We start from the raw sequence: 26,998 nt of genomic DNA, 5'->3' as shown, positions 1-26,998 counted from the left end.
TGCTTTATGGTTTTAAATGACCGTGTCCTAGGATTTGCTGCCCTATTGGTTGCGGCATTTCTCACGTACTTTGGGTATGATTTAGAGCCTCCTTTCTCTTATGAGCCAGTTGGTCCTAAAGCATTCCCTCTTCTCATTGCGCTAATTATCGGTATTTGTGGCATTCTCCTTATTTTGAAAAAAGGTAAAGATATTGAGCCCAATCCAGCGGGTGCTAACTTCCGTATTTTCACTATGCTGATTTATGTTGTTGGTTATGCCTTTTTATTCCAATGGTTAGGATTTGTACTCTCAACCGCTATTATGTCCGTCTTTGTTTCTCGCCTATTTGGTGGTTCATGGGGCAAAGCAATTATAGGTGCTGTCTGTATGGCTGTTTTATTCTTTTTCTTATTTGATAAAGGATTAGATGTGGTACTTCCAACAGGTATTCTAGGAGATCTTCTATGAGTAGCTTCTTTGATCATTTAGGATTAGGGTTTGGGGTTGCTTTTTCTGCGATTAACTTATTAGTAGCTGCTATTGGTTCGTTTATCGGTACTATTGTTGGGGTATTACCTGGTTTGGGTCCAATTAATGCCGTAGCGATGCTAGTACCCATTGCTTTTGCGATGAAACTTCCTCCAGAAACAGCATTGATTTTATTAGCAGCAGTATATGTTGGTGCTGAATATGGTGGACGTATTACGTCTATTTTATTAAATGTTCCTGGAGAGGCTGCCGCTGTGATGACAACACTTGACGGCTACCCTATGGCACGTCAAGGTTTAGCAAGTGTAGCCTTATCACTATCAGCTTGGGCTTCTTTTGTAGGCTCTATGATTGCCACTTTCGGCATTCTGGCATTAGCACCTATTCTCGCTAAGTGGGCGATTGCTTTTGGTCCGGCAGAATATTTTGTGCTGATGGTTTTCGCATTTGCTGCATTAACCAGTTTACTAGGTGAACAACCTGTTAAAGGTATTCTTGCCGCTATGTTAGGTCTTGCTATTTCTACTGTTGGTGTAGACTCAAACTCTGGTGTTTATCGTTATTCATTTGACCTACCAAATCTTGCTGACGGTATTGATTTCGTTGTTGTCGTCATTGGGCTTTTTGCTATTGCTGAAATGCTTCAAATGCTAGAAAACCTTTTATCAGGCAATTCAATTGAAGTTCCTAAAGGCACTCGCAAAATGTTTAATTTTGCTGAACTTTGCAAAACTGGTTGGACAACCATTCGTGCGAGTGTAGTAGGTTTCTTTATTGGTATTCTACCCGGTGCTGGTGCGAGTGTAGCATCTGCTGTAGCGTACGCAAATGAGAAAAAAATGATTGAGGGTAAAGACCCTGAAGCCAAGTTCGGTAAAGGTGATGTCCGTGGTTTAGCTGCACCTGAGGCTGCCAATAATGCAGCTGCAACAGGTTCATTTATTCCTATGTTAACACTTGGTGTACCCGGATCTGGTACAACAGCTGTAATGATGGGTGCATTGACTTTATACAATATCACGCCTGGTCCTGTGTTATTTGATACACAACCTCAAATCGTCTGGGGACTTATTGCTTCACTCTTTATTGCTAACGTGATGCTATTCCTTATGAACGTGCCAATGGTACAGATATTTGCGGCGATGCTACGTGTTCCACCATGGTTACTTGTCCCTGGCATTTTAGCCATTAGTTTCATTGGTGTTTACGCTATTAACGGAACAACCTTTGATTTAGTGTTAATGGTGGTAATTGGTATCATAGGTTACTTCTTACGCAAATTTGAAGTACCAATGGCCCCTCTAGTACTTGGTGTCGTCTTAGGTGATATGATGGAACAAAATTTACGTCGTGCCTTATCTATGACTAATGGTGACATCGGCATTCTGTTTGAAAGTAAATTATCCATTGGATTGTGGATTGCCGCAGCGTTAGTAGGTATAGTTCCTCCTTTAATGCGCAAAATGCGTAGAAAAGTAGCAACAGCACCCGCTAATTAGTTGTTTATTTAATAAAAAAGGCTCTACTCTATGCTAAGAAATCTGACACTAAAAGGAATTACTCCTTATCTGCTTGGATTTTTTATCGCACTAGGTGGAGCCTTACTCGCTAAATTCCTTAACGCCCCGTTACCTTGGCTTATAGGTCCTTTACTCATAACAGCCGTCACTTCAATGATGGGGGTTCCTTCCCAATCCCACAATATTTTTCGTAAGCTAGGCCAATGGGTTATTGGTACTTCATTAGGTTTATATTTCACCCCTCATACAGTTACTACTATTATTAATTTCTGGCCTTATTTAGTCTTAGGCTGTTTATTTGCTCTACTACTTAGCATGTTTAATGCTTTTTGCTTAAAATATTGGGGACACGTGGATTTCAAAACAGCATGGTTTGCTGGTGCTGTTGGTGGTGCAAGTGAAATGTCTAATCTTGCCGAACATTATCACGCAAGAGTAGATAGTGTCGCTTCATCTCATAGTGTTCGTGTTTTACTCGTTGTAGTAACCTTACCATTTATATACAAAATGCTAGGTGTACACGGAGATATAGCCAGTCCTGCTAGCCTAAGTTACCACTTCAATATCTGGGGACTATTACAGTTAATCGCTATTACCTCTGTAGGAATTTTCCTTTTTTCAAAATTCCACATACCTAATGCTTGGGTACTCGGTTCACTCGGTGCATCACTACTATTAACAAGTAATGAAATTCACCTAACGCATCTTTCCCCGATGATTCAAAGCACTGGACAATTATTTATTGGTTGGTCTCTTGGTAGTAAATATGGTCCAGATTTCTTTAAAAAAGCGCCTCGATATTTAACGGTTAGTGCATTAACCACAGTTGCTGCTCTAGTTGTGAGTGCGATTTTCGCCTATATTTTATCCTTGCTAGCCAATATTCAATTTAGTACTATGATGCTAGGTGTTAGTCCTGGTGGTATTGCAGAAATGACGATTACCGCCAAAGTATTGATGCTAGGAGTACCTATTGTGGCAGCTTTCCATGTTACCCGTATGGTTTTTATTCTGATTGTTGCCCAACCAATGTATAAATTGCTAGCAAAATGGTTTGAATAGATTAACAGAACATTTATATCCTAAACAAACATATCCTGTCTATTTATATAACCCCAAAAACTTTACTCATAAAATCCCCCTTCTAGCCTAAAAGTTTCTTTTAGATATCTTATTTTTTCTGCTATATTTATATAAAATTTTCGTATAAAAAATCTTGCCGTTATAAAGTAGAATACTTTATTGTCTAATACTTACGATTACTGATAGGGGCTTTTCATGAAAAAAATCCATTTTACACTAGCGAGTATTGCTCTCGTCTTAGCGAGCACACATGCTCAAGCATCAACATTAGACACTGTTAAACAACGTGGGCATGTAGTTTGTGGTACAACAACAGGATTTGCTGGTTTTTCTGCTCCTGATGACAAAGGTGAATGGAAAGGATTAGACATTGATTTATGTAAATCAATAGCGGCAGCTGTTTTTGGGGATGCCACAAAGTTTAAAAACGTACCTTTGAACTCTCAACAGCGTTTTACGGCACTACAGTCAGGTGAAATTGATGTATTAACTCGCAATACAACAGTTACTCAACAACGAGATACAGCTTTGGGCATCCAATCTCCTGGTGTTAATTTCTATGACGGTCAGGGCTTCCTAGTCTCTAAAAAATTAGGTGTTAAAAGTGCCAAAGAATTAGATGGTGCAACAGTATGTATGCAAACAGGTACTTCTAATGAAAATACTATGGCAGACTGGGCTCGTGCAAACAATATTAAATACACCCCTGTTGTCTTTGATCAATTCAATGAAGTCGTCAATGCTTTTGCTTCTGGTCGCTGTGATGTATACACCACAGATGCATCAGGTCTAGCATCTATCCGTATTTCTCGCCTCTCTAATCCAGACGATTACGAAGTATTACCAGAGTTAATTTCTAAAGAACCTTTAGGTCCTTTTGTGCGTCAAGGGGATGATCAATGGTACAACATTGTAAAATGGACACTTCAAGCACAGCTAAATGCCGAAGAGCTTGGTTTGACTAGTGCAAATGTAGATGAACAATTAAAAAGTACTAACCCAAATATTCAACGCTTACTTGGCGTAACTGAAGGCTCCGGTAAAAACTTAGGCTTAGATGAAAAATGGGCCTATAACCTAATTAAGCAAGTCGGTAACTATGGCGAAAGTTTTGAACGTAATGTGGGTCAAAATAGTCCTTTAAAAATCCCTCGTGGTCTAAATAATTTATGGATTAACGGTGGTTTACACTACGGATTACCAGTACGTTAATCTTCATAGATTGGTATCTTATTAAAAAGTAAGGCTCTATCTTGAGATAAAGATAGAGCCTTTTATATTCACTCTTCTTATTTAAGAAGAGAAAAGTATTAAAAATGTAACAAATTAATCATACCCCCTTGAAATGTCAAAAATCACCCCTATAATTAGCACTCAAGGGGTTAGAGTGCTAAACCTAATCCAGAAAAATTTTTTATACTTATTTTTTGACAACCAGGAGCTTTCCATGTCATTACGTCCATTACAAGATCGCGTTATTATCAAACGTGTTGACAACAAAAAAACTACAGAATCTGGCATTATCCTTGCAGGTAGCGCAGAAGAGAAACAAGACTTAGGTGAAGTTATTGCTGTTGGCCCAGGCAAAAAAGCCGATAACGGTCAAATTATCCCTGTTGACTTAAAAGTTGGCGACAAAGTGTTATTTGGTAAATACGCTGGTCAAGCTGTTAAAGTTGATGGCGAAGAATTATTAGTTGTTCGTGAAGAAGAAATCTTAGCTGTATTTGCTTAATTTCTGCTTTTAACTTAAAAATTAATTTATCGCTTTGAACAATCAAAGCAATCTTAAAGGAATCAAACATGGCTGCAAAGCAAGTATTTTTTGGTGATGATGCTCGTACACGTATCGTACGTGGTGTAAACATTTTAGCTAATGCTGTAAAAACAACATTAGGTCCTAAAGGTCGTAACGTTGTACTAGAACGTTCTTTCGGCGCTCCTACAGTAACAAAAGACGGTGTTTCTGTTGCTAAAGAGATTGAATTAAAAGACAAATTTGAAAACATTGGTGCGCAATTAGTAAAAGAAGTTGCGGCTAAAACATCTGACAACGCTGGTGACGGTACTACAACAGCGACTGTATTAGCTCAAGCTATCGTAGAAGAAGGTTTAAAATACGTTGCTGCAGGTATCAATCCAATGGACCTAAAACGTGGTATTGATAAAGCGGTTGCAGTAGCTGTTGAAGAGTTACACAAATTATCTCGTCCAAGCTCAACTTCTAAAGAAATTGCACAAGTTGCGTCTATCTCTGCAAATAGCGATACATCAATCGGTGAAATCATCGCTAATGCAATGGATAAAGTTGGTAAAGAAGGTGTAATCACTGTTGAAGACGGCAAATCATTAGAAAATGAATTAGACGTTGTTGAAGGTATGCAATTTGACCGTGGTTACCTATCTCCATACTTCATCAACAATCAAGAAAAACAAATCGCTGCTCTTGATGACCCATTCGTACTAATTTTTGACAAAAAAATTAGTAACATCCGTGACCTATTACCTCTATTAGAGCAAGTTGCTAAAACTAGCCGTCCTCTATTAATCATTGCAGAAGACGTTGAAGGTGAAGCATTAGCAACATTAGTAGTAAACAATATTCGTGGTATCTTAAAAACTACTGCTGTTAAAGCACCTGGTTTTGGTGATCGTCGTAAAGCAATGCTTGAAGATATCGCTATCCTTACTAACGGTACAGTGATTTCTGAAGAAACAGGTCTTTCTTTAGAAACAGCAACTCTTGAACAATTAGGTCAAGCTAAACGTATCGAAGTGGGTAAAGAAAACACAATCATTATTGATGGTTACGGCACTGTAGAAAATATTGAGGCTCGTGTTAAACACATCCGTCGTCAAATCGAAGAAGCGACTTCTGACTACGACCGTGAAAAACTACAAGAGCGTGTAGCTAAATTAGCTGGTGGTGTTGCTGTTATTCGTGTTGGTGCAGCAACTGAAGTTGAAATGAAAGAGAAAAAAGCTCGTGTAGAAGATGCTTTACACGCTACTCGTGCTGCTGTTGAAGAAGGTATTGTTCCTGGTGGTGGCGTTGCTTTACTACGTACAAAAGACGCTATTGCTGCTGTTAAAGGTTCAAATGCTGATCAAGACGCAGGTATCAAATTAATCCTTCGTGCTATCGAAGCTCCTCTACGTACTATCGTAGCCAACGCTGGTGAAGAGCCAAGTGTTGTGGTAAATGAAGTAGTTAAAGGTAAAGGTAACTTTGGTTACAATGCAGCGACTGGTGAATACGGTGACTTAGTTGAACAAGGCGTATTAGACCCAACTAAAGTAACTCGTACAGCACTACAAAATGCTGCTTCTGTAGCAAGCTTACTATTAACAACTGAAGCCGCTGTTACTGAAATTGTAGAAGACAAACCAGCTCCTGCAATGCCAGATATGGGTGGCATGGGTGGTATGGGCGGCATGGGCTTCTAATTCAAAGCCTTAGCTAGTTTTACCCGCTGAACCCCCTTCAGCATGAAGACACAGATTGTTTTGCAATCTGTGTCTTTTTTTATGAATAAATTTTCTTTTTTTAGTTTTGCGCTAATTTCAGCCATATTAACAGTCGAATGTCTTAAAATAAGCCAACTGAAAAATATTAATAATTTTTTATACATGACCACAGAAAATCCCTTTAAAAGTAAACCGGGTATAAAGCGAATTTGGAATGCAACCCGTTATTCATTTCAAGGTTTCAAAGCAGCTTTTCAGCTTGAAGCGGCTTTTAGACAAGAGTTATTCCTCTGCCTTGTGTTAACACCAGTTGCGTTTTTTTTAGGACAAACACCTCTTGAGGTTTTGTTTCTTTTGGCAACGTTATTTATCGTCTTAGCCATTGAATTATTAAACTCAGCTATTGAGTCATTGGCAGATCGCATTAGCAATGAGTACGATGAGTATATTGGTCGAGCAAAAGATATGGCTAGTGCTGCTATCTTTTTATGCTTATCTCTAGTCGCCATTACTTGGGCTTATTTTGTTATTAAACGAGTATTCTTATAAATCATGAAATTTACTGACAAACTTAATCATGCTTGGCAAACAAACAACTCTTTGTTGATGATAGGATTAGATCCTGATGTCAATCGCTTTCCTGAAGAGGTTAAAAATAATAAGCATGCAATTTATGATTTCTGCGTAAATATTATTGATGCAACAGCGCCATATGCTTGCGGCTTTAAACCTCAAATTGCTTATTTTGCCTCTGAAAGTGCTGAAGACCAATTAGCTGGTATTTGCCAATATATCAATAAAAACTATCCTCACCTCCCTATCGTTTTAGATTCCAAACGAGGTGATATTGGTACAACTGCAGAACATTATGCCAAAGAGGCTTTTTTACGATACAAAGCAGATGCAGTAACAGTAAATCCTTATATGGGTTTAGATTCTATTGAGCCTTACTTAGCTTGGGACGACAAAGGGGTTATTATCCTGTGCCGTACCTCAAATTTAGGCGGGTCTGACCTACAGTTTGCTAAGCTAGAAGACGGTACTCCTCTTTATCTCTATGTTGCCCGTTTAGTCGCCGAGAAATGGAACCCAACTGGACAATGTGGCTTAGTCGTTGGCGCCACCTTCCCTGAGGAAATCGCTAAAGTGCGTCAAGTAATTGGCGATGATATGCCACTTTTAATCCCCGGAATTGGCGCCCAAGGCGGTGATATTTTAAATACAGTATTGGCAGGTTGCAATTCTAAAACAACAGGCGTATTGATTAACTCATCACGAGCTATTCTCTATGCAAGTGCAGGAACCGATTGGAGAGAAGCGGCGACAAAAGTAGCCTCTTCAACAAGAGATGCTATTAACGAAGCCCGTCATAGTCTATCGCTAGTACCTGCTCTAGCGCAAACTTAACCGATTGTTGCCTAATCGCACTACGATTCCCCTTAAAAAACTGGGTTGTAGTGCGAATTAGTTGTTGATAATTCGACAATATACCAATTCCAAAACAAACCATTCCTACGGGTTTAGCCGGGCTACCACCATCTGGTCCAGCAATACCAGTCACACTTATCGCTATATCTAAGCGTCCTGTTTGGTACCCAGAAGATGATTGAATATTAGTTAATACCCCTCTCACCATCTCTGCGGCTGTATTTTCACTGACTGCACCAAAGGTCTCAAGAGTTATACTTTTTACATCTAATAAATTTTGCTTAGCTTGATTAGTATAAGTGACAAATCCACGATCAAACCACTGACTTGATCCTGCTGTTTCAATGACAGTAGATGCCAATAATCCACCCGTACAAGACTCAGCAACCGATAAGATAGCGTTGTGGCGCTTTAAACAGTCACCTACTTGCAAAGACAAGTGACTTAATACATTGTGTTCCATAGCGATATCCTTTGTTATACGTTAAACAAATTCTGACGAAACAATCCTACTCTCCTACTTAACAAAGGAAGAGACTAAAACTATCTTATACAAAACGTTTATACGCCGATAATTCGAACAGCAATCGCAATAATGAATAGACTATAAATGGCAGCGACAATATCATCCCACATCACGCCAAATCCATTTTGATATTTAGCATCGACATAGCTAATTGGCCAAGGTTTAACAATATCAAAGAACCGAAATACTACAAAAGCAAATAGTTGCCATGCAAAAGACAATTGTGGCGCCATCACAAATAAAACCAACCAAAAAGCAATAATTTCATCCCAAACAATACCACCGTGGTCATGTTCTTGCATATCTAATTGAAGACGTTGGCAAACATAAATACCTACCGCAAAGCCAATACAAATAATCAATGCCAAAATAAAATCATTGCTAATCACATAACTAATAATGGTCCAAAGCAACCACCCACATAATGTCCCCCATGTACCCGGGGCTTTTTTAATAAGTCCTGCACCAAACCCAAAACCAATACAACGAATTATTGATTGCTTCATCCAAGAAAAACTAGGCGTAAACACCGTTTCACTAGTCTCTATATGTTGATTGTCTTGCTGCATATATTTTCTCATTAATCATTAAATAATCAATTACGCAAAGTGGTCAAACCCTTTGTACTGCATATTTATTTCACTATTATTTTCATCTAATACTATCAGTTTATTTTTATCATTAGAAGTCGTTGGAAGAATTGTACCAATCGCTGTGATTGGAATAGCCAATTGTTTAGCTATTTGCTGAATATTATCAGTCTTACTGGCTGGTGCCGTAAAACATAACTCATAGACATCTCCGCCTGATAAGACCGCCTCTCGGATAACTGCCAATGGTAAGGACTTAATCAGAGGGCTGACGGGCAACTGTTTTTCGTAAATGCAAGCTGATACCTGACTTTGTTGGAGAATATGCCCCAAATCCTGCATTAAGCCATCTGAAATATCAATCATGGCATGGGCAATGCCATTTAACGCTTGACCTAGCAACACTCGTGGCATTGGCTGCTCTAATGCCCCTCTTGTACTGCTCAATAATTGTTGTTCATCATGAGCTAAAGGCGCCTCTACTGTCTTAGACAAGAGTTGTAACGCTATATGTGCCGCACCTAACTCGCCACTTACCCAAATCACATCCCCTTCTTTTGCCTGACTACGCATTAAATAGGGTGGGCTCACCTCACCAAAAACAGTCACGCTAATGATAATACCCTTATCACTGCGCGTTGTATCACCACCAATTAAGGGACAAGCAAATTGCTCAGATAGGTGATAAAAACCATCCGCAAAGGCAGATAACCATGCCTCATCTAGGCGAGGTAAACCTAAGCCTAATAAACAGGCTATTGGTTTTGCTCCCATAGCTGCCAAGTCTGATAAATTAACAGCTAACGACTTATGCCCTAAGCGATAAGGATCTACATCAGCAAAAAAGTGACGACCTTCTAATAATAAGTCTTTACTTGTTGCTATTGTTTTGCCTGTTGTACAAGTAAAAAGTGCACAATCATCAGCTACTCCTAGCAACACTTGTTGGTGTCTAGAGTGAGCCTGTTGTGCACTGACTCGTGAAAAGTATTTTTTGATTAAATCAAATTCACCACTCATTCCTGAAGTGGTCCTCATGACTTAGCATTCACTTCAATGGGCCGTAATTCGGCCGCTAATTTATCCAAAACACCATTAACAAATTTAAACCCGTCGGTACCACCAAACTCTTTGGTCAATTCTACCGCCTCATTAATGACAACTTTATAAGGGACATCCACTGACTCAGATAATTCAAATGTTGCCAATAACAATACCCCATGTTCAATCGGTGACAGCTCATTAACTGGACGATCAATAAAGCGAGAGAACTTTTCTCTTAATTGATCCGCTTGATCAAACACACCATAAAGTATCGTTTTGTACCATCCCTCATCCGCTGATGCAAATTCCTCATCAGAGCGGATATGTGCATCAATGGCACCTTTCTCTTGATGCACACAACCACTTACTATCCACGCATAAATACCTTGTAAAGCGTACTCACGCGCTCTACGACGAGCACTTCTACTTTTTATTGCCATTTTTTTCCTAATTATTTATTCTTCGTCTTCATCTTCGTAATCATCATCGTCATCATATTCCTCGTCATCATCATCTTCATCATCAGACTCTGGAATTAATGCTTCAACTAGATTCGCCATTTCTACTGCACATACCGCACAATCACGACCTTTGGTTTCGGCACGCTCTTGGGCTTGCTCATCAGTCTCACATGTTAATATGCCATTTGCGATAGGAATATTCATATCTAAACCAACGCGTGTAATCGCCGCAGCACTCTCGTTGCTCACAACTTCAAAATGATAAGTTTCACCACGAATCACCGCACCTAATGCAATCAATGCATCAAACTCATAGCTTAATGCCATTTGTTGTAAGGCTAAGCCCATCTCCAAAGCACCAGGAACTGTGACCACCATAATTTGGCTTTCATCAACCCCTAGCTCACCTAATTCATCTAAACAAGCGTTAAGCTCTGCATAACCGATTTCTTCGTTAAAACGTCCGCATACGATACCGATATGTAATCCCTCACCGTTGCGATTAGGTTCTAAAGTATATGGTTTCATGGTCGATTCCTTTATCAAGTGAATATTGTGGCTATTATACTCGCTTTATCACATCAAATTTATGACAAATCACTCTAACTCATCAGTTTCAAATCCAGTCACAGTTAAGGAGTAACCAGACATACTTGGCATTTTACGAGGAACTGATAATAAACGCATTTGACCTACATTTAAATCTCGTAGAATTTGTGCACCCACACCATACGTTCTTAAATCATATCGTTCAGCTACTTTTTTAGTACTTGGTTGAGCTTCATTCCAGGCTTCTAAGCGTGACAATAAGCGATATTCAGATCCTTGGGCATTTAATAAAACAACCACACCACGCTCTGCTTGCTTAATGCGTTTTAATGCCTTATCCATTGTCCAACTATGTGCAATGCTGTCACAATCCAAGAAGTCCAATGCAGTAACTGGCTCATGCACACGTACAAGTGTTTCTTTATCTGCACTAATATCGCCATGTACTAACGCAATATGTGGTGCTCCTGATGCATTATCACTATACGCTACTGCTTTAAACTCACCCCAAGGCGTATTAAGCGATTTCTCAGAGATACGTTGAATCATAGATTCATGTTCACTGCGATATTGGATGAGGTCTTCAATAGTACCTATCTTTAGTTGATGTTGCTTAGCAAATTCAATCAAATCTGGTAAACGAGCCATCGTGCCGTCAGGTTTTAAGATTTCACAAATCACCGCTGCTGGCGTTAAACCTGCCATTTTAGTTAAATCACAACCCGCCTCAGTATGACCTGCACGGATTAATACCCCACCATGCACGGCACGCACAGGGAAAATATGCCCGGGATGAACAATATCTGTTGGTTTAGCATTAGCCGCTACCGCTACCTTAATTGTATGAGCACGATCAGCAGCAGAAATACCCGTTGTCACACCCTCTGCAGCTTCAATTGACAAGGTAAAATTAGTGCCAAACCCAGAGCCATTTTTGTTTGTCATCATGGCCAAATCTAATTGCTGGCAACGCTCATGAGTCAAGGTCAAACATACCAACCCTCTCGCATGCGTCACCATAAAATTAATCGCTTCTGGTGTAATAAAATCAGCGGCCATTAATAAATCGCCCTCATTTTCGCGATTTTCTTCATCCACTAAAATGACCATGCGACCTTGGCGTAGTTCTTCTACAATCTCATTGACACTAGCAATTTGATAATCACTAGACATTTCTTCTGCTGAACTCATGTTAATTCCCAATATTGGATATTTTTTCACTAATAAGCCGTCATTTTACCCCTTTTCGAGCGAATAATCCTTTGATTTTTCACCTTAATGTTTTGTTATCGGGGAATTAACTATGATGATTGTCTTAAACATGCTATTTAAACTTCACAAAAAAGGTTTATAATCAAACTCGTTTAAGCATAAAAGTTTTATGCTTGATTTTTTATACATTCTTTTATTCATACAATTAAACAACTTAATAGTGGCTTAGTTCCTATTACCAAGGAGACATGTGATGATATTTGATGTAGAAACCCGAATTACCGAAAAATCAAACCAATCTTTAGCGCTTTGGTTGCGTCTGCAAGCCTGTCACAATCTAGTTCTAAATTACGTTCGCGATAAAATGCGCCAACAATTTAATGTCACTTTACCGAGATATGATTTAATGGCACAGTTGGCTGGACAAAAAAATGGCTTAAAAATGGGAGAACTTTCTTCTCGCCTAATGGTAAGCAATGGCAATATTACGACAATCACAACACAACTGGAAAAAGAAGAGCTGATTGAACGCATTCTTAGTACAGAAGATCGTCGTAGCACATTTGTTCGCTTAACTCCCAAAGGAACAAAAGCATTTAACAAAATGCAAAAAGCCTATGATGCATATATCCAAGAAGCCTTCAGCCAGTTTTCGGAAACCAATACTAAAAAACTACAAAAATCACTCAGTGATTTGAAAAAGACCCTTTCCATTAGTCTTAATTAATACTTTTTTATAACCAGTTTTATATGATAAAAACATCAGAACCAAATGCTCAGCAACACTATGATATTTGTATTATCGGTGGTGGCATCAATGGAGTCGGTATTGCCAGAGATGCTGCTGGTCGTGGGTTAAAAGTCCTTGTTTGTGAAAAAAATGATTTAGCCAGTGCTACATCATCCGCCAGTAGCAAACTTATCCATGGTGGTCTACGCTATTTAGAACACTATGAGTTTAGATTGGTTCGTGAAGCACTTTCCGAACGTGAAACACTATTAAATATTGCCCCTCATCTGGTTCAACCACTACGTTTTGTGCTTCCTCATGAACCTCATTTACGTCCTGCATGGATGATCCGTTGTGGACTTTTTTTATATGATCATTTAGCTAAACGTTCTGATCGATTACCGGGTTCTTCTCTCATTCCATTAAGTAAGAACAACGATTATGGAGCAGCCTTAAAATCCAAATATACCAAAGGATTTATTTATTCAGACTGCCAAGTAGATGATTCTCGCCTAGTTATTCTGAATGCAAAAAGCGCTGAACAACATGGCGCAACTATACTGACAAGACACCAAGTAACGGCTGTTGATCATACTAATCAACACTGGTATATCACTATCACACCAGAAAACAAGCCTAATTTTACGGTTAGTGCAAATATTCTAATCAATGCCGCTGGTCCTTGGGTAGAACAGTTAGACCAATTAATTCGCCCACAGCAGGAGGGTAATAAATTACGCCTTGTTCAAGGTAGTCATATTGTTGTACCAAGATTTTACCCGGGTAATCATGCCTATATTTTGCAAAACAAAGATAATCGAATAGTATTTGCAACACCTCACCGAGACCATTTCACCATGATTGGTACAACAGATATTGACTATAAAGGTGATGTTAATAAGGTAGCCATTAGTGACGAAGAAACAGATTATCTCCTCACATTGATTAACGAGTATTTTGATAAACCGTTAACCCGTACTGATATTGTCTCCTCTTGGTCTGGTGTCCGACCTTTATATAATGACAGCACAGGATCAGCTTCAGCGGTCACTCGTGATTATGTATTTGATTTAAGTGGTGGCAATGGTAGTCAACAACCTCCTCTACTCTCCATTTATGGCGGTAAAATTACCACTTATCGCCGTTTAGCCGAGCACGCACTAGAAAAACTTGCTCCCTTTACCCATAAATCACAAGCTTGGACAGCAACAGAAAAGCTTCCAGGGGGAAATATTGACAGCCCAGAAACATTTGCACAGCAACTTCGACAAGAGTACCCATGGCTATCCGAAGCACTAAGTCTACGCTATAGCAAAGCTTATGGTACATTAAGTCGTGATTTTTTATGCCAAAGCAACGAGGATATGGGACGTCATTTTGGTCATGATTTATATGAAAATGAAGTCAATTACCTCATTAACCATGAGTGGGCAACTACGGTTGAAGATATACTATGGCGACGCACTCGTTTGGGTTTATTATTAACCACAGAGCAAACCCAAGAGTTAAGCAATTATTTGACACAACATCATACACTTAACTAAACACTATAAAGCATTAGCTTAGTTATAGCCTAGCTAACACATTAGCCTATTGGACACTATGTTAGCTAGGTTTTCTTTTTATCCTACGCTTGGCAAGATAAGGGACTCACACCAAAACCCCTTACAAAAGGACATATATTTTACACAAATAATATGACAAGTTTGTTACCAATATAAGTAAAACTCTTATTGACACCCCCTTGTTATAGTTTAAATGGTAAGATTAAGCCATTGTCAATTTCTGAAAATATCCCATGTCTGAACAAGAACTTAAATTACATATCCCTCCGCAAAGCCGCTTAAAAATTAAAAAAGCCCTTGAAAAAGCAGAAAGTATTACATTGCGTGCTATGTATTTTGATACCAGTGATCGTCAATTAGCCAAAGCTAAGGTCGCTATTCGTTTACGTCAAGAAGGCACTGATTGGGTTCAAACATTAAAAATGGCTGGTGCAAATAGTTTAAGCCGCGTTGAGCTAAACCATCATCGCCCAGGTCCTGTACTAGATTTAAGCCTTTACGCAGGCACTGTGGCAGAAGCCGTGCTAGCCAACCTAACACAACCATTAGAGTTGCGTTATGAAACAGATGTTACTCGTCTGTTTAAAAAACAACGCACCAAAAAAGGCACAGTAGAAATTGCATTTGATACAGGTGTTGTTCGTGCTGGACGCCTAGAATTGCCCATTAACGAAGTAGAGTTTGAGCTTAAATCTGGCAGTATCGAAGCAATGTTCGATTTGGGATTACGTTGGTTAAATGATTATCAACTTATACTAGATACACGTAGTAAATCTCATCGTGGCGATGCACTCGCTAATATGATGCACAAAATCAATACCACTGATAATGAGCACCAATTAATCGTTGAACAACAAGAAACACAACGTTTTTGGGCAGAGCGCAAAGCGGTCAATTATACATTACCCAAGCATTTAAACGCTACTCAAGCACTTTGTCGTCTAACCGAAGAATGCCTAGAGCAAATGGCACTTAATGCGGCTTATCTAGCTGAAGTAGATACTAGAGATGTGATGACAGTTGCCAAGCCTGAACATGTACACCAGCTACGCATTGGGATGCGACGCCTAGCCTCCAATTGGAAACTATTAGACGGCTATGCCCACTTACCAGACGAGTCTCTTAGACAAGAATTAAAGGTATTTCTAGGTAACTTTGGGGCAACACGTGATACAGATGTCATGTTAGAAACCATTATGCCACCTCTAGAAAAAGCTGGTATGCCACATCTTGAGCTTGATCATTATCAAGGAAGAACAGCTTCCGAACTAGCTCGTGATGTAGATTTCCAAACCTTTTTAGTTAAGTTATTAGCTTGGGTAGCCACTGCACCTAACACTGACCCTATACCAGAAAAAGCATCTAACGAAAAAGAGGACGAAATAGTCTCAGAGACAACATCAACTGCTGCCTTAGCCGAAGTAAGCCCATCGGCAGAATCTGTGATGCTTGAAAATCAGCAAGCTTCATCTACTACAACTGATATTGTAAGCGATAAAGAACAAAACAATACCGTTTCTACGACGAATAATGATGACATTAGTGTTCTACCTGTGCCAACACAAACAACACTAGATAGACCTTTTTTAGATATTATCCCTCTCGTTCCTAGTCAATTAAATCAGTATTCTTTACGTAAAATTTTAGAAAAACGTTTAAATAAATGGAATAACAGTATTGTTCATCATTGGAAAAAGAATGATCGCTCTGACATTGAGTCATATCATGATCTACGTAAAAAAATCAAACGTATGCGTTATGGGCTAAATGTTTATGAAGGTCTAGAGGGACATGCTAGTCTAAACAATTATGTCAAAAAATTAGCGAATGCTCAGGAAGTATTTGGACAATTAAATGACTGCTCTACGGCATTAAGTTACTTTTCTAGTATTACGCACAAGTATCCAGAAGCTTGGTTTGCCGTGGGTTGGTTATCTGCTCAAATTAGCCGTTTGAAAAAAGACTCAGATAAGGCACTTAAAGAACTTCCTCGTAAGATTCAGTTTAGTTAATAGTTAAAAGAATTTATACTTCAACAAAAAAAGGGAGCTATATTATTTTAATATGGCTCCCCTTTTTGTACTTCTTGCGATATATCAAGTGATGTCACTATGATAAATATCACTATTATAAATTTGAATTAACTAGTAAATTACACTATTCACCCAACAACGCACTCGCAAACTCGCTCGCCACAAATGGTTGTAAGTCATGTAATTTTTCACCGACACCAATCCAATAAACAGGTATAGGTCTTACACCTTGGCTACCTGCCGCTACAGCAGCTAATGTTCCACCTTTGGCTGTTCCATCTAGTTTGGTAACTACTAGTCCCGTCAAGCCTAATACAGCATCAAAAGCACGAATTTGTGCCAAAGCATTTTGTCCTGTATTACCATCAACCACTAAGAGTACCTCATGGGGAGCGCTACTATCTGCTTTACTAATTACACGTTTAATTTTCTTGAGCTCTTCCATGAGATGAGTTTGGGTAGGTAAGCGTCCTGCTGTATCCACCATCACAACATTCATTTTGCGTGCCTTACCTGCATTGACCGCATCAAATGCCACGGCAGCTGGATCACCTCCGTCTTGAGAAATCACGTGAACATTGTTTCGTGACCCCCATTCCATTAACTGCTCTCTTGCGGCAGCACGGAATGTATCACCAGCCGCCAATAACACACTCGCCCCACTCTCTTGAAAATGATGCGCTAATTTACCAATCGATGTTGTTTTACCTGCACCATTAACCCCTGCAATCATCACTACATTAGTAATATCGTGGTCAAGCATAAAACGCTTCTCTAGTGGTTTTAAATGTTCCGTCAATAACTGATGCAAGGCTTTTTTCACATCTGCTGCATTATCCAAGCGTTCTTTTTTGACCTTGCTACGTAATTTGCTCAGTAATGATTGTGTCGCTTCAAGTCCAGCATCCGACATAATTAACGCCGTTTCCAATTCCTCGAAAAGATTTTCATCAACTTTAACGCCCACAAAAATCGCACTGATGCTAGACCCTGTTCTTGATAACCCTTTTTTAAGACGGCTTAACCAAGATGCTTTTTCTGCCACAGGCGTAGCACTGTGAATGACCTCTTCAATGACTTCCTCACCACCGCTAACAGACTCATCACCATGATCAAGTATGCTTATTGCTTGTTGCTCTACTTCAGTCGCTTGAGGAGATTCTATCTCTGATACGACTTCTTGAGTCTGAATAACATCTGCTACAGGTTCTACTACTTCTGTGGTTTGAGTCACCTCTACTGGTATTTGTGCTACATCAGATTGTATGGCTACGTCAGATTGCGGCTCACTATGTTTAGCGATGCCCGTATTCTCATTGTCATCTTGATCTTCATCCGTCTCAGTATGATTAGTTGACTCATATCGCAACGGACTATCTTCAGGAATCTCTGCTAGAGCAGCCGCTTCCAATTCCTCATCACTAATCGTACCCGCCATCTCATTGAGTGTGACATGTATATGTACTTTCCCGTCCTGTTCTTCTTGTAATTGACTATCCACCGTAGGTAAATTAGTCACAGTATTGATAGTAGGCTCAGGAATTAGCGTTGGTGAAGGTATCTCAATAGGATCAGGCGTTACCTCCAATATCGTAGAGGGAGATGTTTCTACCGTTTGGCTAATAGGCGTTTCTTGTGTAATTACCGTTGCCGTTGCTACCTCTTCCTGTTCAACAGGTACTGACTCTACCGCCTCCAGCTCAGCATTTTGCTGGTGCTCAAGTTTTTCTTTATCCTTATCACCTGAACGCCAACGCTTAAAAAAACCAAACATAGTGTTTACTCTCTCTCAAAAACTTTACTAATAACCAGTATTTTAACCTTACTTCATAAGGAATCAGATATGCTGATTATTATAATACGTTAGATTATTGTTAAATCAAGAATCTCCTGAGCTGGAGGAGTAATTATGAGATTACTATACTTACACTAACAGAAGCCTGCTGATAGGTTGACATCCTCCCCGCACCAAAGGACGGGGATTCCTACTAGCTCCCATTGCAAGCAATGAGCTACTTTCGGTGGGTTCTTGTTGCTGACCTCCAATGAAGTTCACTTCACAAGCTCTGCGGACATGTCCTGCCCTGATAGTTGATGCGTGAACGATTGCTCGTCCACGCTCTAATACATTTAATGCCCCAACCACATCGACATTTTCTGTGTAGCCACATTCTACGCATTCAAAACTGGCTTGCGTTTGGCGATTTTCTTTGGCTATATGACCACAACAAGGACAAGTTCGGCTTGTGTTTTGCGGTGGAACAGCTACTAAAAAACCACCCTGCCATTGCGTTTTGTAGTCTAACTGACGGCGGAACTCAAACCAAGATTGATCGAGTATCGCTCGGTTTAAACCTGATTTTTGTTTGACATTTTTGCCAGGTTGTTCAGCATCGCCTTTGGCTGATGTTGACATAGTCGACACCTGTAAATCTTCAACATAGATCATAGCGTGGTTTTTGCTGATTTTGCTTGAAGTTTGGTGCAAAAAGTCTTTACGGCAGTTTGCGATTTTATGGTGTAAGTTGGCAATTTTCGCCTTTAATTTCTGCCAATTTCGGCTAAATTTAACCTTGTTTTTAAGTTGGCGTTGAAGTTTTGCTAACTTACCTTTATAGGTTTTAAACGCATTTAATGGTTCAAAAAACTCTCCGCTTGAAAGCGTGGCGAAACGAATAATACCCATATCTATGCCGATTTCACCGCCTTTATGTGTCGGTATTTTATATTCAAATTCGGTTTGAATACTCACAAAAAAGCGACCACACTTTTGGCTAACGGTGACGTTTTTGATTTCACCCACGACATCACGACTATTACGATAGCGAACCCAGCCAATTTTGGGCAGATACAAGCGGTTATTTTGTTGCTCAAGTTTGCAACCTTGCGGAAAGCGAAAGCTCTCTTTTAAGCCTTTTTTCTTGAATTTTGGGAAATCGGCACACTGTTGAAAAAAGTTTTTAAACGCACTTTCCAAGTCTTTTAACGACTGTTGAAGCACTTGGGAATGGCATTCTTTGAGCCACTGTAGCTCTTTTTTCCATTGGGGAAGCAGATTAGCGATTTTAGTGTAACTAAACTGAAGTTGTTATCTTGCTCGTACTGCTCATTTTGCCAAGCCAACGCCCGATTAAATACAAAACGAGAACAACCACAGAACTGTTTAATGCTGCGGATTTGCTCGCCATTTGGCATTATCTCGAACTTAAAGGCTTTGCGTAACTGCATTGACAAGGTTTAGAATGTGATTTTTTTCCTACATTCTACACTTAGTCTATGAAAAAAGAAACTGAAATTAGACACGGAGGACATTGTGTTTTTAATATGCACGTTCACTTAGTCTTTGTAACAAAATACCGCCGTAATGTTTTCACAAAAGCGATCTTAGACAATCTTAGATTGATTTTTGAAAGTGTCTGCAATGATTTTGAAGCGAAACTCGTCGAGTTTGATGGTGAAGACGATCACGTTCATTTACTTGTTGAATACCCACCTAAAGTGGTGGTATCTACGCTGACGAACAGCTTAAAAGGTGTGTCAAGCCGAATGATTAGAAAGAAAAACTACCTGAGCATCCGCAAAAAACTCTGGGGTAATCAGCTTTGGTCACCATCTTATTTTGCAGGCAGTTGCGGTGGTGCACCGATTTCGATTATTCGTCAATATATCGAGCAACAACAAACACCTGATTAGTTAGGTTTGAAACGGCTAACGGCGTTTGTGCCTTATATCTCCGCCCTGAAGGACGGGGTTTTACGGCACGGACTGATAAAAATGACTATATATGGGCTTTGGTAAGTATTTTTATTCGGGTATACTAATACGAGTACAGCTTAAAGTGGAGGCTATATATGAAACCATCCCTTCTACTTGCTGAGAAAATGCAAGATCTTAAAAGGATATTTTCTCGTTACCCTTTTGCAATTAACCCTAGAATTTTTGGCTCAGTTGCCCGAGGTGATGACCATGAAGGAAGTGATTTAGATATTTTAGTTGATATCAAACCTTTCACTAGTCTATTTGCTATAGCTCGCTTGCAAAATGATTTAGAAGAGTTGTTTCCACAACTCAAAATTGATTTAATTGACTCCCATAGCTTTAAAGGAAAGCTTAGTGAAAAAATCAATAATGAGACGATATTGCTATGAGTTTAGATAATGATAAAAGCTTAATCTATTTACAGTATATGCAACAAGCTATAAATGATATTTTAGAACATACTCATAATTTAACCTATGAAGCATTTGTTAAAGATAAAGCTAAACGACAAGCAACCCAGCTAAATTTTATTATTCTTGGTGAAAATGCAGGTAGACTTCTAAATCAAAAGGATAAATTTAAAGATATTGAAGAGATTTTTAAACTATCAAAAACCATGAGAAATTTTATTACTCATCAATATGAAGATGTCAGCTTAACATTAATTTATGCTACTGCTAAAACAGATATTCCCGATTTACAAATTGTCATTAATAAGCTAGTTAAGTCGCTACATCAAACTCCGCCAGATCCAGAAATGGAAATATAAGTATAAAATTGCCATACCTATGCACTGATGATAATACTTCTAGCCTACTAACTCCCCCGTGGTATCCATCACATCGCCAATAAAGTAAAGCTCTAAAGTTTTCTGTCTGCAAGGATTTAGTCGAATATTAACTACTTAACTAACTAAGTAACAATTACTCTGAAAGACTACTCGTCACAACATCAAAAAAGAGCTTATTCTCAGATTGAGGGATTATAATACCTTATCTATAAAAAATTTTTTAAGTATGAAGCAACACCACCCCTCTAGCAAACCTTCCCCCAACAATCCCACTACCAAAGTGCGTATTATTGGAGGAGAGTTAAAACGCACGCTTATTCCTGTAGCTAATGTCCCCGGTTTACGCCCAACACCTGATCGTGTCCGTGAAACCTTATACAACTGGATACATCACCTCTGGCAAGGACAATATCACGATAAATCGGTATTAGATTTATTCGCAGGGTCTGGGGCATTAGGCTTTGAAGCGGCATCTCGAGGTGTTGGTCATGTTCAAATGGTAGAGTCTAATCCTGAGGCATTGCGACACTTGCGTACTATTCGCGATAAATATAATTTAACCACTGTGCGTATTCATAGTCATGATGCCATGCTTGTTCTTAATCGTATGGATGCATCGCGTTTTGACTTAGTCTTATTAGACCCTCCCTTTAACACGACTTTACTTGAGCAAGTCAAACCTTTTTTACCACAGATTCTTAAACCTAATGGATTAGTCTATATTGAATCAGAAAAGGCACAAACCCTTGAAGCTCCTTTTACTTGTATTCGTTCTTCTAAAGCGGGTATGGTTTATTTTCATCTATTTCAATATGAAACATCTGAATAAGGTTTATAATAAAGTATTAACAAAGCTTAAGAGAGAAACCCTATGTTAACTGCTGTTTACCCTGGAACCTTTGACCCAATTACACGTGGTCATGAAGACCTTGTTCGCCGAGCATCTGGTATCTTTGATCAAGTCGTTGTAGGTGTAGCGGCAAGTCGAGGAAAAAACCCTTTCTTCTCTCTTGATGAACGCTTAAAAATTGCTAATGAAGTGTTAGGACACTATCCTAACGTTGTCATTAAAACGTTTGACGGTTTATTAAAAGACTTTGTGCGCCAAGAAAATGCACGTGTGATTATTCGTGGGCTACGTGCCGTATCAGACTTTGAATATGAATTTCAAATGGCTGGAATGAACCGTTACCAATTACCCGATGTTGAAACTCTCTTTATGACACCCTCAGACCAATACCAATTTATTTCTGGCACGTTTGTGCGAGAGATTGCACTTTTGGGTGGGGACGTCAGTAAATTTGTATTCCCTTCTGTTGAACGTTGGCTCAATGAAAAAGTTGCTGCCCGTAAACAACAAGAAGCTTCTAAGTAATCTTAAGGTAGTACCATGGCATTAACTATTAGTGAAGAATGTATCAACTGTGATGTTTGTGAACCGCAATGCCCCAATGATGCCATTTACATGGGACCAGAAATTTATATCATTGAACCAGAAAAATGCACTGAGTGTGTAGGGCATCATGACGAGCCACAGTGTATGGCAGTTTGTCCTGTAGACTGTATTTCACCCCACCCTGAGTGGAATGAAACACCAGAGCAATTAATGGAAAAGTTTAAGCTATTACAGCAACAGAAAAAATAACTTCCCCTTGTCCTGAGAAAAATTCTCTAACATTGACTATGTGATTACAGTAATAGAAAGAGAACTATCCACCTATACCAATCACAGCTTTATCAAAGACCTCGCCGCCTTTAGGTGAAAGCCCTGACGGCGTAAAGTCACCAAGTTCATGCTCTAATTGGATAAAGACTTTATTTCCCTTGCCAAGTGGCTCTTCGGCATAAATACCGACATAACTTTGGTCTTTGAAAGACTGTACGCCAATGCTATGCTGATTAGTAGAAAAGGGAATGCCATTCACTTGCCCTTGTCTACTCTGATGTTGGTAGCTAAGCCCTTGATCAAACTGACCATATAACTTAATAGCATGAGCAGACGGCATAGCGGTGACTAAGCTTGTCACCAATAACAATGTTAAGAGCTTTTGACTGTGTTGCTTCATTAAGTCTCTCCTATAGTTGTCTTTACCACCTTCCCTACGCCTATCTATACCTTGTCACATCCTCACTTATTCTTCTTAGACTTTTTGTGCTGCTTTGATGATTTATCTTTTTTGCTTTTCTCTTTGATAAACTCTTCCGATTCATTACGTGTATCATCAGTAGCCATAGCTGATTTTTTATCACTTTTTTTAGATTTTTTACCTACAGGCTGTGTCTCTGCCTCTTCAACCTCATTATCAGAGATAGGATAATCTTCATCTATAGATGATGCCTCTGTTGTTTGAGCATAATTACCCTCATATACTTCATGCTCATGATCGTGCTTATCAATAACTAGATATGCCATCCCATCTTCTGTTGCAATACCTACTTTTTTCCCTATAGGAAGGGTCACACGCATCTCGCCATGCCCATAAGGTAATCCTGTGATAATTGGTATATTAATCTGGCTACGCAACCATTTAATGACATCTGGCATATCAAATCCATGGTCCGTTTTAGTGATTTTGTAATCTGTAAAATCACCTAATACAATCGCTTTCTGCTTTTCTAGAATGCCTGCATGCAGTAATTGAGTCAATAATCTCTCAATCCGATAAGGATGCTCACTCACATCTTCTAAAAATAAAATCCCTTTTTTAATAGCCGGCAAATAGGGGGTCCCCACCAAAGAGGCAACCATAGCCAGATTACCTCCCCATAAAATGCCCTCTGCATCCACAGGGTCTGAATCAGGTGAAATAAAGCTTAATACCTCTAGCTCACCACGCATTACCTCGACAAAAATATCAGCGATTAAGTCATTGACCTCATTACCACCAAAATCACCCACAGCATTCGGTCCTGTAAAGCTTGGCAAGCCTGTCTTCGCTAAGAGTGCCAAATTAAAGGCAGTAAAGTCACTATAACCAACATAAGTCTTAGGATTTGCCTCAAGAAATTTCCAATCAATCTTGTGCAAAATACGAGTGAGACCATAACCACCACGCGTTGCCATCACGATCTCACATTTACTTTTAGCCGCACGATTAAATGCTTTCACACGCTCCTCATCTGGAGCGGCAAAACGTGAAAACTGCCCATCTGCTGCTTTGTCTATTTTGACGTTGAAACCTAAAGAGTTTAGTTTACGCTTGGCAATATAAAGACGCTCTGGTTCAGCTAAATAACCAGAGGGAGAAATCAAATAAAGACCTAGTTTATGGTCATACTGTTTACTAATCGGCACATCATCCGCCTCATCAAAAAGAATCTGAGCATCATTTAAACGTTGCTCTAATTGTTTTTCATCAGACTTTGTTGGTGTTGACATGATTTTTCCCTTGTCGACGTTCTTTAAAAAATTGGCGTAGCAAAGCGGTGCTTTCCTCTTGCAAAATTCCCATACTCACGCGTGTTTGATGATTTAACTGATGATTAGCATGTATATCAATCACACCACCGCAAGCACCTGTTTTGACATCTCTAGCTGCAAAAACAATTTCACTAAGACGAGAATGCAATATGGCACCTAGACACATCATGCAAGGCTCTAGGCTAACATACAGCTTACAGCCCGTTAAGCGATAATTACCCATTGCCTTGGCAGCCATACGTAATGCCATGATTTCGGCATGTGCTGTAGGATCAGCATCCATAATAGTACGATTATACCCTTTTCCAATGATTTCACCATTAGCAGAAACCACAACGGCACCCACAGGAATCTCTCCTTGCTGATAAGCAAGATAAGCTTGCTCTAACGCCTGACGCATATAGTAATGGTTACTGCTGCCGTTATCATTACTACCATCATTATTAGCATAAGCAATGTTAACAGTGTCGTTAGCACTAACCATCGTACAAGAAGTGTTTATTCCAGAAGATTGACAACTATAATCCATATCATGACTAACATTCGTACCCTAGCTACGCTAGAAAATACTGTTATTTTACTACAAACAAAGCAAAACCCCCTAGCCTAAGCTAGGGGGCTGTGTAGCCTTTCGGCAATTGTTAAGCATGCACTATGTCATGCGAAACAATTAGAAGCGGTGTTGTAAACCAACAACTGCTTGAGTGAAGCGAACTTTTTGGTCATTGTTTTCTTGTTTCCATTTAGATTGACCATAAGAACCTAACACATAAACGTGAGTACGTTTAGATAGGTCTTGTTGGTAACCTAAGCTCCATACGTGTGTATTGATACGCACACCGTCGAAGTCGTTATGTTTGATACGACCACCTTGGTAACCAGCGATGATTTTGCTAGTTTCGCTAGCTTTGAAAGTTAAACCACCGAACCAAGATTGAGCACGAAGACCTCGCTTATCCCAAGCTTTCAATCCGTAAGCAGAATCAGCTAAACCAAATTTACCATTGATTACGCCGTCACGTTGTTGACCATAACCCAAAGCTACTTTAACTGGGTTAAAGTCATAAGCAGCAGCTACTGTCCATGCTTTAGCTGTACGATCTTGCTCACCTAAATCACCTTCAGCTTTTTGTCTGTCGTAGTCAAAAGAAGCACCAACTTCTAAACCACCGTTGTTATAACCAACACCAGCTGTTGCAATTTTAGAAGATTTTTTACCAGTTTGATTGCCATTTGCACTTTCTTTTTCGTCGTTATAGCCAAAACCTACACCGAATTTGAAACCGTCATAGTTTGGAGATAAGTATTTGAATGTTGGGCTTTGGCGAGCAGAGATTGAATCACCAAAAGTAGAACCAGCACCAGCATTACCCCAACCTGTACCAAATGGATCAATACCAGATACTAAATCGTCAGCTACGTTGTATTGACGACCTACTGTGAATGTACCCCAGCTTTCACCAGTTAAACCGATGATAGCTTTACGACCGAATAAACGACCTTGTTTAACTTTTGTTGTACCAACTTCGTTTCCTGCTTTATCTTTTACTGTTAGTGTTGATGTTTCAGCTTGTTCAGAGTGACCAGTTGCTGGATCGAAGCCAGATTCTAATTGGAAGATAGCAGCAGTACCGTTACCTAAGTCTTCAGTACCTTTTAAACCCCAACGGCTACCATTTTTAATGTTGGTTACTGCACCAATTTCACGTAATTTTGTAGAACTACCTTCAGTAGTTGTTTTTTTCTCGCTGTAACCTAAACCAGCGTCAACTAAACCGTATAATGTAACTGATGACTCAGCTTGAGCTACACCAGCAAAACCAGCAACTAAAGCAGCAGCTAATAATGTCTTTTTCATTTGAAATCTCCGTAAGATTTTTGATTAATCTGAAAAGTGATTAAGAAGTAAATCAACCTTTCTCGAAAATTTTCCACAAAGGGAAGTTATGGTTATTGCATCAAATTTTTGAGCAACTGACTAGCACCAACGTTAAGAAAGTTTGCATTCTGTGGTTTTTTTGCCTAATTTTGTCGCTTTAAAACCACTTTTTGATGTTTTTATACTACAAAACCTCATAATTTGATGCTTGTTTCCAACAGTAGCTTTCGCCTGTTTGTTTGCTCAAATTCTTAAGAAATCACTTTAAGTTTGATTTCTTATAAATTCATTATACGCAAGAAATAGTCATCAATTATGTTATTGAAGCATTTAGTTGATAGTGTGTCGTTTATGTACGACAGTATGACGTAAGTGGCTGAGTTAAATTGTGGATCCTTAGTGCCCTTAGTATTCCTTAGTACCCTTAGTATGTTAGTGCTTTAGTCCACTAGAGTCATATAGCGTTTAT

General features: G+C 39.3%; 30 protein-coding genes. 17 read left to right on the top strand and 13 right to left on the bottom strand.

What is annotated here, in order from left to right:
* The first annotated feature begins 6 nt into the window (after positions 1-6).
* From BQ4443_RS06420 to pyrF, 8 genes are all read left to right on the top strand, one after another.
* Positions 7-450: a tripartite tricarboxylate transporter TctB family protein gene (locus BQ4443_RS06420; RefSeq protein WP_023950220.1), complete on the top strand. Its 444-nt coding sequence runs from the start codon at positions 7-9 to the stop codon at positions 448-450.
* On the top strand, positions 447-1,970 hold the full coding sequence (locus tag BQ4443_RS06415; protein ID WP_071058412.1) for a tripartite tricarboxylate transporter permease: 1,524 nt from the start codon (positions 447-449) through the stop codon (positions 1,968-1,970). Before BQ4443_RS06420 ends, BQ4443_RS06415 begins: the two co-directional genes overlap by 4 nt.
* A 30-nt stretch (positions 1,971-2,000) precedes the next feature.
* Positions 2,001-3,053 (top strand): AbrB family transcriptional regulator, encoded by a 1,053-nt coding sequence (locus BQ4443_RS06410; RefSeq protein ID WP_071058411.1) that lies wholly within the window; start codon positions 2,001-2,003, stop codon positions 3,051-3,053.
* A 216-nt stretch (positions 3,054-3,269) separates the two neighbouring features.
* On the top strand, positions 3,270-4,286 hold the full coding sequence (locus tag BQ4443_RS06405; protein WP_071058410.1) for an amino acid ABC transporter substrate-binding protein: 1,017 nt from the start codon (positions 3,270-3,272) through the stop codon (positions 4,284-4,286).
* Positions 4,287-4,521: 235 nt separating this feature from the next.
* Complete coding sequence (locus tag BQ4443_RS06400) at positions 4,522-4,809, top strand: co-chaperone GroES (protein WP_071058409.1); 288 nt, start codon at positions 4,522-4,524, stop codon at positions 4,807-4,809.
* A 68-nt stretch (positions 4,810-4,877) separates the two neighbouring features.
* The gene (groL, locus tag BQ4443_RS06395; RefSeq protein ID WP_023950216.1) at positions 4,878-6,521 is read left to right on the top strand and encodes a chaperonin GroEL; all 1,644 of its coding nucleotides are present in this window, start codon (positions 4,878-4,880) and stop codon (positions 6,519-6,521) included.
* Positions 6,522-6,704: 183 nt separating this feature from the next.
* The gene (locus BQ4443_RS06385; RefSeq protein WP_031274349.1) at positions 6,705-7,091 is read left to right on the top strand and encodes a diacylglycerol kinase; all 387 of its coding nucleotides are present in this window, start codon (positions 6,705-6,707) and stop codon (positions 7,089-7,091) included.
* A 3-nt stretch (positions 7,092-7,094) separates the two neighbouring features.
* Entirely contained in the window at positions 7,095-7,949 is an 855-nt protein-coding gene (gene pyrF / locus BQ4443_RS06380) for an orotidine-5'-phosphate decarboxylase (RefSeq protein ID WP_023950214.1), read from the top strand.
* On the opposite strand, the gene BQ4443_RS06375 is transcribed toward pyrF, so the two are convergent.
* From BQ4443_RS06375 to ribBA, 6 genes are all read right to left on the bottom strand, one after another.
* Positions 7,897-8,433 (bottom strand): CinA family protein, encoded by a 537-nt coding sequence (locus BQ4443_RS06375; protein ID WP_071058407.1) that lies wholly within the window; start codon positions 8,431-8,433, stop codon positions 7,897-7,899. The genes pyrF and BQ4443_RS06375 overlap by 53 nt on opposite strands.
* Before the next feature lie 98 nt (positions 8,434-8,531).
* Positions 8,532-9,065, bottom strand: a complete 534-nt coding sequence (locus BQ4443_RS06370; RefSeq protein ID WP_023950212.1) for a phosphatidylglycerophosphatase A family protein — start codon at positions 9,063-9,065, stop codon at positions 8,532-8,534.
* Positions 9,066-9,095: 30 nt separating this feature from the next.
* A complete protein-coding gene (thiL, locus tag BQ4443_RS06365; protein ID WP_083331888.1) occupies positions 9,096-10,106 on the bottom strand; it encodes a thiamine-phosphate kinase in 1,011 nt (336 codons plus the stop codon).
* A 14-nt stretch (positions 10,107-10,120) separates the two neighbouring features.
* Positions 10,121-10,570, bottom strand: a complete 450-nt coding sequence (gene nusB / locus BQ4443_RS06360; protein ID WP_071058405.1) for a transcription antitermination factor NusB — start codon at positions 10,568-10,570, stop codon at positions 10,121-10,123.
* A 15-nt stretch (positions 10,571-10,585) separates the two neighbouring features.
* A complete protein-coding gene (gene ribH / locus BQ4443_RS06355) occupies positions 10,586-11,119 on the bottom strand; it encodes a 6,7-dimethyl-8-ribityllumazine synthase (RefSeq protein ID WP_071058404.1) in 534 nt (177 codons plus the stop codon).
* 69 nt (positions 11,120-11,188) lie between these two features.
* Positions 11,189-12,331, bottom strand: coding sequence for a bifunctional 3,4-dihydroxy-2-butanone-4-phosphate synthase/GTP cyclohydrolase II (gene ribBA / locus BQ4443_RS06350; protein WP_071058403.1), 1,143 nt, complete (start codon positions 12,329-12,331; stop codon positions 11,189-11,191).
* Positions 12,332-12,605: 274 nt separating this feature from the next.
* On the opposite strand from ribBA, the gene BQ4443_RS06345 reads away from it, so the two are divergent.
* The 3 genes from BQ4443_RS06345 to BQ4443_RS06335 all read left to right on the top strand — a co-directional run bounded on the left by BQ4443_RS06345 (position 12,606) and on the right by BQ4443_RS06335 (position 16,659).
* Positions 12,606-13,079, top strand: coding sequence for a MarR family winged helix-turn-helix transcriptional regulator (locus tag BQ4443_RS06345; protein ID WP_023950208.1), 474 nt, complete (start codon positions 12,606-12,608; stop codon positions 13,077-13,079).
* Between the two features lie 23 nt (positions 13,080-13,102).
* Positions 13,103-14,626, top strand: coding sequence for a glycerol-3-phosphate dehydrogenase (glpD, locus tag BQ4443_RS06340; protein WP_071058402.1), 1,524 nt, complete (start codon positions 13,103-13,105; stop codon positions 14,624-14,626).
* 254 nt (positions 14,627-14,880) lie between these two features.
* The gene (locus BQ4443_RS06335; RefSeq protein WP_071058401.1) at positions 14,881-16,659 is read left to right on the top strand and encodes a CYTH and CHAD domain-containing protein; all 1,779 of its coding nucleotides are present in this window, start codon (positions 14,881-14,883) and stop codon (positions 16,657-16,659) included.
* A 145-nt stretch (positions 16,660-16,804) separates the two neighbouring features.
* Here the strand turns inward: BQ4443_RS06335 and ftsY are convergent, their stop codons facing one another.
* The 3 genes from ftsY to BQ4443_RS12640 form a co-directional block, all read right to left on the bottom strand.
* On the bottom strand, positions 16,805-18,454 hold the full coding sequence (ftsY, locus tag BQ4443_RS12645) for a signal recognition particle-docking protein FtsY (protein ID WP_256330925.1): 1,650 nt from the start codon (positions 18,452-18,454) through the stop codon (positions 16,805-16,807).
* 150 nt (positions 18,455-18,604) lie between these two features.
* Positions 18,605-19,735: an RNA-guided endonuclease InsQ/TnpB family protein gene (locus BQ4443_RS06325; RefSeq protein ID WP_245586970.1), complete on the bottom strand. Its 1,131-nt coding sequence runs from the start codon at positions 19,733-19,735 to the stop codon at positions 18,605-18,607.
* Positions 19,663-19,875 carry a helix-turn-helix domain-containing protein gene (locus BQ4443_RS12640; protein WP_245586967.1) on the bottom strand — a complete coding sequence of 71 codons (213 nt, stop codon included), beginning with the start codon at positions 19,873-19,875 and terminating at the stop codon, positions 19,663-19,665. Before BQ4443_RS12640 ends, BQ4443_RS06325 begins: the two co-directional genes overlap by 73 nt.
* Before the next feature lie 81 nt (positions 19,876-19,956).
* On the opposite strand from BQ4443_RS12640, the gene tnpA reads away from it, so the two are divergent.
* The 6 genes from tnpA (at position 19,957) to BQ4443_RS06295 (ending at position 22,874) form a co-directional block, all read left to right on the top strand.
* A complete protein-coding gene (gene tnpA, locus BQ4443_RS06320) occupies positions 19,957-20,373 on the top strand; it encodes an IS200/IS605 family transposase (protein WP_071058400.1) in 417 nt (138 codons plus the stop codon).
* A gap of 158 nt (positions 20,374-20,531) precedes the next feature.
* A complete protein-coding gene (locus tag BQ4443_RS06315) occupies positions 20,532-20,828 on the top strand; it encodes a nucleotidyltransferase family protein (protein WP_023950202.1) in 297 nt (98 codons plus the stop codon).
* Positions 20,825-21,208, top strand: a complete 384-nt coding sequence (locus BQ4443_RS06310; protein ID WP_023950201.1) for a HepT-like ribonuclease domain-containing protein — start codon at positions 20,825-20,827, stop codon at positions 21,206-21,208. The genes BQ4443_RS06315 and BQ4443_RS06310 overlap by 4 nt, the downstream gene beginning before the upstream one ends.
* Before the next feature lie 247 nt (positions 21,209-21,455).
* On the top strand, positions 21,456-22,058 hold the full coding sequence (rsmD, locus tag BQ4443_RS06305) for a 16S rRNA (guanine(966)-N(2))-methyltransferase RsmD (RefSeq protein WP_023950200.1): 603 nt from the start codon (positions 21,456-21,458) through the stop codon (positions 22,056-22,058).
* Between the two features lie 42 nt (positions 22,059-22,100).
* A complete protein-coding gene (gene coaD / locus BQ4443_RS06300) occupies positions 22,101-22,604 on the top strand; it encodes a pantetheine-phosphate adenylyltransferase (protein WP_023950199.1) in 504 nt (167 codons plus the stop codon).
* 15 nt (positions 22,605-22,619) lie between these two features.
* Positions 22,620-22,874, top strand: a complete 255-nt coding sequence (locus BQ4443_RS06295; protein WP_023950198.1) for a YfhL family 4Fe-4S dicluster ferredoxin — start codon at positions 22,620-22,622, stop codon at positions 22,872-22,874.
* A gap of 64 nt (positions 22,875-22,938) precedes the next feature.
* Here BQ4443_RS06295 and BQ4443_RS06290 read toward each other — a convergent pair whose 3' ends face one another.
* The 4 genes from BQ4443_RS06290 to BQ4443_RS06275 all read right to left on the bottom strand — a co-directional run bounded on the left by BQ4443_RS06290 (position 22,939) and on the right by BQ4443_RS06275 (position 26,508).
* A complete protein-coding gene (locus BQ4443_RS06290; RefSeq protein WP_023950197.1) occupies positions 22,939-23,295 on the bottom strand; it encodes a hypothetical protein in 357 nt (118 codons plus the stop codon).
* A gap of 62 nt (positions 23,296-23,357) precedes the next feature.
* A complete protein-coding gene (locus BQ4443_RS06285) occupies positions 23,358-24,608 on the bottom strand; it encodes an LD-carboxypeptidase (RefSeq protein ID WP_023950196.1) in 1,251 nt (416 codons plus the stop codon).
* The gene (tadA, locus tag BQ4443_RS06280) at positions 24,586-25,179 is read right to left on the bottom strand and encodes a tRNA adenosine(34) deaminase TadA (RefSeq protein WP_342664077.1); all 594 of its coding nucleotides are present in this window, start codon (positions 25,177-25,179) and stop codon (positions 24,586-24,588) included. The genes BQ4443_RS06285 and tadA overlap by 23 nt, the downstream gene beginning before the upstream one ends.
* A 141-nt stretch (positions 25,180-25,320) precedes the next feature.
* Entirely contained in the window at positions 25,321-26,508 is a 1,188-nt protein-coding gene (locus tag BQ4443_RS06275; RefSeq protein WP_071058399.1) for a porin, read from the bottom strand.
* Positions 26,509-26,998: the final 490 nt, after the last annotated feature.

The organism is Pelistega sp. MC2, assembly GCF_900099475.1.
Classification (GTDB): Bacteria; Pseudomonadota; Gammaproteobacteria; order Burkholderiales; family Burkholderiaceae_B; genus Taylorella; species Taylorella indica.
This window is presented reverse-complemented; position numbering and strand designations above follow the sequence as displayed.